Annotated in this window: 6 protein-coding genes; all 6 read left to right on the top strand. The window is 71.9% G+C overall.

Annotated elements, in window-relative coordinates:
* Positions 1-84: 84 nt before the first annotated feature.
* Positions 85-498 (top strand): FHA domain-containing protein, encoded by a 414-nt coding sequence (locus Acit_RS13730; RefSeq protein WP_248109300.1) that lies wholly within the window; start codon positions 85-87, stop codon positions 496-498.
* Positions 495-1,958: a Stp1/IreP family PP2C-type Ser/Thr phosphatase gene (locus tag Acit_RS12050; protein WP_248109299.1), complete on the top strand. Its 1,464-nt coding sequence runs from the start codon at positions 495-497 to the stop codon at positions 1,956-1,958. Before Acit_RS13730 ends, Acit_RS12050 begins: the two co-directional genes overlap by 4 nt.
* Positions 1,955-3,445, top strand: coding sequence for a penicillin-binding transpeptidase domain-containing protein (locus tag Acit_RS12045; protein WP_248109298.1), 1,491 nt, complete (start codon positions 1,955-1,957; stop codon positions 3,443-3,445). Before Acit_RS12050 ends, Acit_RS12045 begins: the two co-directional genes overlap by 4 nt.
* A gap of 66 nt (positions 3,446-3,511) precedes the next feature.
* Positions 3,512-5,554, top strand: a complete 2,043-nt coding sequence (gene pknB, locus Acit_RS12040) for a Stk1 family PASTA domain-containing Ser/Thr kinase (protein ID WP_248109297.1) — start codon at positions 3,512-3,514, stop codon at positions 5,552-5,554.
* A gap of 337 nt (positions 5,555-5,891) precedes the next feature.
* Positions 5,892-6,818 (top strand): hypothetical protein, encoded by a 927-nt coding sequence (locus tag Acit_RS12035; protein WP_248109296.1) that lies wholly within the window; start codon positions 5,892-5,894, stop codon positions 6,816-6,818.
* A gap of 257 nt (positions 6,819-7,075) precedes the next feature.
* On the top strand, positions 7,076-7,302 hold a 227-nt coding region (locus Acit_RS12030; RefSeq protein ID WP_248109295.1), incomplete at its 3' end, for a hypothetical protein.

Here is a 7,302-nt window from a genome sequence, read left to right as displayed (position 1 = left end):
GAACGGCGTGCCGGTGAGGGAGCAGGAGCTCCAGGATGGTGACGAGATCACGCTGGGGACGTCCGTGCTCCGCTTCGACGCCTCGTGAGGGTGGACGCCGTGCTCGCCGTGGCCCTTGACGACCAGAACCTGGTCCGGGCCCTGGAGATCCTGGTGGTCGCCCTCGTCTGGCTCTTCTTCCTGCGCATCATCCGGGCCGTCTGGGTGGAGGTGCGGCCCCCGAGACGGGAGGGCGCGGCCCCCGTGGCTCGCGGCGGCCAGGGTGCCGCCCTCGACGGGGGCCGGGAACGGGGCCGGCGACGGTACCGGCTGCGGGTGGTCGAGCCGCCGGAGCGGCGCGGGGAGACCCTGGAGCTGCCCGACGAGGTCACCCTGGGACGGGCGCCGGGCTGCGGCATCCGGCTGGAGGACCCCTACACGTCGAGCCTCCACGCCCGGATCTCGCGGCGGGACCAGACGCTGTGGATCGAGGACCTGGTGTTCGAGGTGCAGCGGTGACGGTCATCCGCTCGGGCTCGGCCTCCCACGTGGGGCGGGTGCGGACGGTCAACGAGGACCGCCTGCTCGAGAGCGTGGCCCTCTTCGCCGTGGCCGACGGCATGGGCGGGCACGCCGGTGGGGAGGTGGCCGCCGGGCTGGCCATCGAGGTGCTCCAGCGGCGCTTCGCCGCCGACCCGACTGCCAGGGGCCTGGTGGAGGCGGTGCGGGCGGCCAACCGGGTGGTCTTCGATCGGAGCCTGGAGGACAGCGAGGTCCGGGGCATGGGCACGACCCTGGCCGCGGCCGCCTTGGTGCCCACCGAGGACGGGGACCGGCTGGTCGTGGTGAACGTCGGGGACTCCCGGGTCTACCGCTACCGGGACGGGCAGCTCGAGCAGATGACCACGGACCACTCGGTCGCCGAGGAGCTGGTGGCCAGAGGCGAGCTCTCCGAGGCCGAGGCGGCCGTGCACCCCCAGCGGCACATCCTGACCCGGGCGCTGGGGGTGGCCCCGGAGGTGGACGTGGACGCCTGGGAGCTGGCCCCGGCCGAGGGGGAGCGCTTCCTCTTGTGCTCGGACGGCCTCACCAACGAGGTCGGCCAGGAGCAGATCGCGACGGTCCTGGCCGAGGTGCCCGACCCCCAGGCGGTCGCCGACCGGCTCGTGGCCATGGCGAACCAGCACGGCGGCAGCGACAACGTCACGGTGGTGGTCGTCGACGTCTTGGTGGCCGACCCGCCGAGCCCTGAGGAGCTGGCGTCAGGTCGGGCCCGGGAGGCCAGGGTCCTCGGCGCCGGCCCGGCGGCTCGTCCGTCGAGCAGCGCTCGCCCGGAGGTCGGGCCCAGGGAGCGAGGGGCACCGTCGGGGTTCCGTGAACCTGGTTGGCGAAGCGCAGCGGGGGAGGGCAGCGTGACCGGGGTCCTCCAGGTCGAGGACCTCGAACGGCACCTGGCGGTGGAGGAGGTGGCCGACGGGAGCCCGGCGACCGAGGAGCCGGTCACCCTCGGGCGGCACGTCGCCGGCGCCCTCGACGACGCGCTGCGATCCCGACCCCGGGACCGCGGCGCGACCCGGCCTGCTGCCCGGTGGCCCGAGCGGCGGATTACCGTCCGCGTCGTGCTGTTCCTGGTGCTGCTGGCTGCCGTGGTGGTCGGTGGCTGGTTGCTGGTGCGCTTCTACGCAGAGGGCGAGTACTTCGTCGGCCTCCAGGGCAACCGGGTCGTGGTGGAGCAGGGTCGTCCCGGGGGCTTCCTGGGCTTCGAACCCCATGTGGTGGACCGGACGGGCCTGACCAGCGCAGAGGTCCTGGCCTACCGGGTGCCCGAGCTGCGAAGCGGGGTGATCGAGCCGTCCCGCGCGGCAGCCGACCGTTTCGTCGCCAACCTCCAAGCGGAGGCCTGCAGTGTGCGGCCGAACGAGCCGATCTGCCCCCGGCAGAGCGGCGCCGATCGTGCGGGATCCGTGGGAACGGCATGAGTCGCCGCATCCGCTGGGTCGCCGCCTTCCTGCTGCTCTGCTTCGTGGCCCTGGTCGTCCAGCTGAGCGTCATCCAGGTGGCCAAGGCCCACGCCTATGCCAACGCCCCAGGGAACCCGCGGGTGGCCGACGTGGTCACCAACGACCCTCGGGGCGTCATCGAGGCGGCGGACGGTACCGTCCTGGCGGAGTCGGTGCCGGCCCCCAAAGGGAACCCCTTCGGGTACAAGTACGAGCGGGTCTACCCCCAGGGCGCGCTCTACGAGGACGTGGTGGGCTACGACTCGCCCCTCTACGGCCTCCACGGCGTAGAGGCCACCTACAACAAGTACCTGGAAGCCCACGACGCCCCCATCAAGACCATCGGCGACCTCTTCTCGAACCGCCTGGAGACCGACACGGTGACCCTCACCATCGAGCCGGCCCTCCAGCAAGCCGCGGCGCAGGCCCTGGGCTCGGGATCGGGGGCCGTGGTGGCCCTGGACCCCCAGACCGGCGCCGTGCTGGCGATGTACTCGAGCCCGGCGGCCAACCCGAACCCCCTGGTCTCCTTGAACCCGGCGACCGAGCACGCCGCCTACGCAGCGGACATCGCCGGGAATCCCGGTGGGCCGAACTTCCCGCCCCTGTTGCCCATGGCCTACCGGGACAGCTTCGCCCCGGGGTCCACCTTCAAGATCGTGACCACCTCGGCCGCCTACATGCTGACGCCGCAGTACGTCACGAAGAAGTACCCGGCGTACTCCTGTCTCCCGCCCGGCAGCATCCAGGGCCAGACCACCTACCTCTGCAACTACGCGCACGAGAACTGTGGCGGTGACATCGCCCAGCTCCTCCCCCCCTCCTGCGACACGGGCTACTCGCTCCTGGCCCAGGACATCGGAGCGACGAACCTCTACGACGAAGCCCTGCGCTTCGGCTTCGACCAGCAGCCGCCCATCGACCTGCCGCACTCGCCCTACGAGATCTCGCAGTTCGAGCCGCCGAGCTTCTACCAGCACGCCCTGATCTTCCTGTCCTTCGCCGCCATCGGGCAGAAGAACACGAGCGCCACCCCGTTGCAGATGGCCATGGTGGCCGCCGCCATCGCCGACCACGGCACCATCATGACGCCCCACGTGATGGCGGAGATCCGTGACGGGCAGGGCAACGTCGTGGCCCGCTACCACCCCACCGTCTGGAAGCGTCCCGACTCCCCGGCCGCCGCGGCGGCCATCGGGCACCTCATGCGGCTGGTCACGACCCAACCCAACGGGACTGCCTACGGGATCTTCAACCCGGCCGACGACGTGGCCGCCAAGACCGGGACCGCGCAGGTCGGGCCAAACAACTCGCTGACAACGGACTGGATGATCGCCTTCGCCCCGGCCAGCCACCCGGTCATCGCCGTGGCCGTGGTGGTGCCCGACCGGCCGGGCAGCGGGACCGGGGCAGCCGACGCCGGGCCCATCGCCAACCATGTCATCAACGTCGCCCTGGGGCACTGAGGGAGCCAGCACCATGCCCGCCATCGTCCGCTTCGGCCCGGCCAGCGACCTAGGCTCGCGCTGACCATGGAGGTCCACGACTCCCCCCGAGTGCTCTCGGGCCGCTACGAGCTCGGCCCCCTGGTGGCGCGCGGCGGCATGGCCGAGGTCTACCGGGCCCGTGACCGGCTGCTGGATCGACCGGTGGCCCTCAAGGTGCTCTTCCCCGAGCTGTCGGTGGACCGGTCCTTCGTCGAGCGCTTCCGGCGGGAGGCCCAGGCAGCGGCGAACCTGTCCCACCCCAACATCGTCCCGGTCTTCGACTGGGGGGAGGACAACGGGACCTACTTCATCGTCATGGAGTACGTCGAGGGCCAGCCCCTCTCGGCCATCCTCCGGGCCTCGGGCCCCCTGCGGCCCGAGCGGGCTGCGGCCATCGCCGCCGAGGTGGCTGCCGCCCTGGCCTACGCCCACCGCCACGGCGTCGTCCACCGGGACGTGAAGCCCGGCAACGTGCTGATCACCGACGAGGGCAGCGTGAAGGTGACCGACTTCGGCATCGCCCGGGCGGTGAACACCGAGGAGAGCCTGACCCAGACCGGGGCGGTCATGGGGACCGCCACCTACTTCTCACCCGAGCAGGCCGAGGGACGGGCAGTGGACGCCCGGAGCGACGTCTACTCGCTCGGGGTCGTCCTCTTCGAGATGCTCACCGGTCGGCCACCCTTCGTGGCTGAGTCTCCGGTCGCGGTGGCGTCGAAGCACGTGCGGGAGACGCCGCCGACGCCGAGGCAGCTGAACCCGAGCGTGCCGCCGGCCCTGGAGGCCATCGTCCTCACCTGCCTGGCCAAGTCGCCCGACGCCCGTTATCCGAGCGCCCAGGACCTACGGCTGGACCTCCTCCGCTACCGGGACGGTCTCCAGGTCATGGCCTCGCCCCAGGCCGCAGCCCTGACCCAGGCGCTGCCCTCAGCGGCCGCCACCCGGGTGGTGCCGGCGGCCGAGGGGACCCAGGCCCTCCCGGTGGTGCCGAGCGCCGAGCCCGAGCGGGAGGAGCACACCGGCCGCTGGGTCGCCCTCCTCGCCGTCCTGCTCCTCGCCCTGGCCGTCGTCGTGTTCTTCCTCGGACGGACCGTCGGGTGGTGGCACGTCAACTTCGGCGGGTCCTCCTCGGAGGTGACCGTGCCCGCCGTGGTGGGCGACACGGTCCAGCAGGCCGAGCACGCCCTGGCGGCCGATGGGCTCAAGGTGGACCCGGGCTCGGCGAGCGGCGGGGCGGTGGTCACCGGCACCCGGCCGCCGGCCGGCACCCGGGTCAAGAAGGGGTCGACGGTCACCCTCCTGACCCGCTCCAGCACGCCCGCTCGGACGACGGTCACGGTGCCCGACGAGGTGAACCAGTCGGTGGCCATCGCCAAGGCCGACCTGAAGAGCCTGGGCCTGGTGCCGAGCGTGGTGGACTCCTCGAGCTGCACCCAGGTGAACGTCGTCTGCGCGCAGCAGCCCAAGCCGGGTGCCAGTCTGGCCAAGGGCAGCACGGTGGTCCTCGAGACCGCCAGCCCGACGGCCTCCACGGTCACCATCCCGAGCGTGAGCGGTGACAGCCCGACCACGGCCTGCAGCCTCCTCGGCAGTTACGGCCTGACCTGTAGCTCGAGTGAGACCCAGCAGGCCAGCGACACCGTGCCGGCGGGTGAGGTCGTCACCACCCAGCCGGCTCCTGGGACCCAGGTCCCGAAGGGTTCGACGGTCGTCCTCGTGGTCTCCTCCGGGCCGGTGGTGCCCAACGTCGTGGGCGACAGCGCCAGCCAGGCCGAGCAGACCCTGAGCGCGGACGGCTACGTCCCCCAGCCCGATGCCTCCTGCAGCACCGGTCAGGCCACCGTGGACAGCCAGAACCCGCCGGGGAGCACCGCAGCGCCTTCGGGGACCGCGGTCGCCCTGAGCTGTGCGACGAGCCCGAGCTCGGGGAGCAGCTCGTCGAGTGGGAGCAGCGGGTCCTCCAGCAGCAGTTCGTCGGGGAGCGGCTCGGGGAGCACTGGCAACGCGGCCACGGGCGGGTTCCTCGGCGGGCCCCGCCAGGGCGGACCGTCGGGCACCTTGAGCGCTCCGGCCGCCGACGGGCACTGACCTCTCCGACGAGCCCGAGCCGCCCGTCGCCGTGAGGGGAGCCCGGTCGCCGCGGGCCTCGATGCGGAGAAACACAAAGATGCCCACGTCGGGTGCTTGAGCGTTGTGCATCTGATGTTCTAAGGTGCCTCACAGGCGCTCTCCGTGAGGAGAAAGGCAGCTCGTCCGGTGGTACGGGGCGAACAGGCTGCTCATCGAGAGGGATTTCCTTGTGGGGTGTCTCTGGATCAGCACGGAGCGCGTCGGCGCCCGGAGCGCGTCGCAACGCGGAGGGTGCCGGTATGGACATGGAGGTCCGCCTGGTGAGGCGGAGCCCAGGACGCAGAAGGAGAGGAACGTGCGAACGGCTCGGACGATCGAGGCGGCGGGAACCGGGACGCGAGCCCGGGTGGGGTGGCGGCTGGCGACCGGGTCGGTGCTCCTGGCGAGTGGTGCCCTTGGCCTGGCGCTCGCCCCGGCGGGCGTCGCCGGGGCGACGCAGAACGGCTGGGGCGGTCCGGGTTCAGGGGGCTCCGGCGGCTCCGGCGGCCAGTGGGGTGGTTCCGGCGGCAACGGCGGCCAGGGCTGCGAGGGCGGGATCACCGTCTTCGGAGGCTGGAACGGCTCCGGCGGCTGGGGCGGTTCTGGGGGTTCCGGCGGCCAGGGTGGCAGCGGCGGCCAGGGTGGCAACGGCGGGTCGCCGTGCTGCAGCACCCAAAGTACCGAGGCCCTGTTGGCGTACCCCAGCTCGAACCAGCAGGCCCCAAACCCAGGGCCGGGGCAGACCGGAACCTTCTACTTCGAGGACGGGAGCTCGCTCTGCCAGGCGACCGCCACCGCCTCGGTGAAAGACGGTGGGACGGTGAACCTCCCGGTCACGACGTCGTCGGTGTACCCGGCGGTGCTGTGGCCCAACTCGCCAAGTCGTCAGGAGAAGCAGTTCCTGCGCTCCCTGACGGCGGTCGACAGCAAACTGGGCGGTTCAGCACCGAACGCCGCCGACCCCCTGCCGTTCTTCCCCGGAAACAGCGGCGCCGTCGCACCCTTCGTCACGAAGGTCCAGGTCAACGTGCCGCCGACCCTGCCGCCAGGCAACTACACCGGCACCCTCACGGTCGAGGACAGCGACGGGGGCTACGAGACCTACACATGGTCGTTCTCGGTCGAGAAGTCCTCGGTGCCCGTGGGTGCCGTCGGGGGGCTCGGGACGGCAGCGGTGCTCGGCGGGGGTCTGCTGCTGGTCCAGGGCACCCGTCGCCGGCGTCGAATGGCTGCGCACGCCTGATCGCGCCTGCACTGAGCGTGCACCCTCGAGTGCGCGGTCACCCAAAGAACAGCACTTATCGTGCTTGACAGTGGGCTTGTGTTGTGCTCAAGTACAACTGTCGTCACCATCTGTGGCGACTCGTGGCAGAAGAGGCCTATCGCAGCAGGGACGCTGCTGACGATCGGCAACGAGGCCGGTCAGGAATGAGTGCGGTGCGCCGAAGGCGGAGCGAGGCTCCACAGCTGGACGCGGACCGCCGACCAGGAGGAGGAGCGGTGCACGAAGCACCCAAGGAGCGGTCGGTCCGTCAAGGACGGACGGTTCGGTTGATTGGCGGAGCGGCCAGCGTGGCCCTCGGAGCGGGGCTCCTGGCCCTCGGCCCGGCCGGCTCGGCGTGGGCCGCCGGTGGCATCGGCGGGAACGGTGGTGCTGGCGGCGTGGGTGGCATCGGCGGCGGCGGCGGTGGCGGTGGCATCGGCGGGAACGGTGGTGCTGGCGGCGT

Source organism: Aciditerrimonas ferrireducens, assembly GCF_023130475.1.
Classification (GTDB): Bacteria; Actinomycetota; Acidimicrobiia; order Acidimicrobiales; family UBA8190; genus Aciditerrimonas; species Aciditerrimonas ferrireducens.
Note: the sequence above shows the minus strand (reverse complement) of the source record. Positions and strands in the feature narration are given on the sequence as shown.

Excerpts from the sequence above, each read along its gene's own strand:
- pknB (WP_248109297.1), top strand. The coding sequence starts at position 3,512 with ATGGAGGTCCACGACTCCCCCCGAGTGCTCTCGGGCCGCTACGAGCTC.
- Acit_RS12045 (WP_248109298.1), top strand. The coding sequence starts at position 1,955 with ATGAGTCGCCGCATCCGCTGGGTCGCCGCCTTCCTGCTGCTCTGCTTC.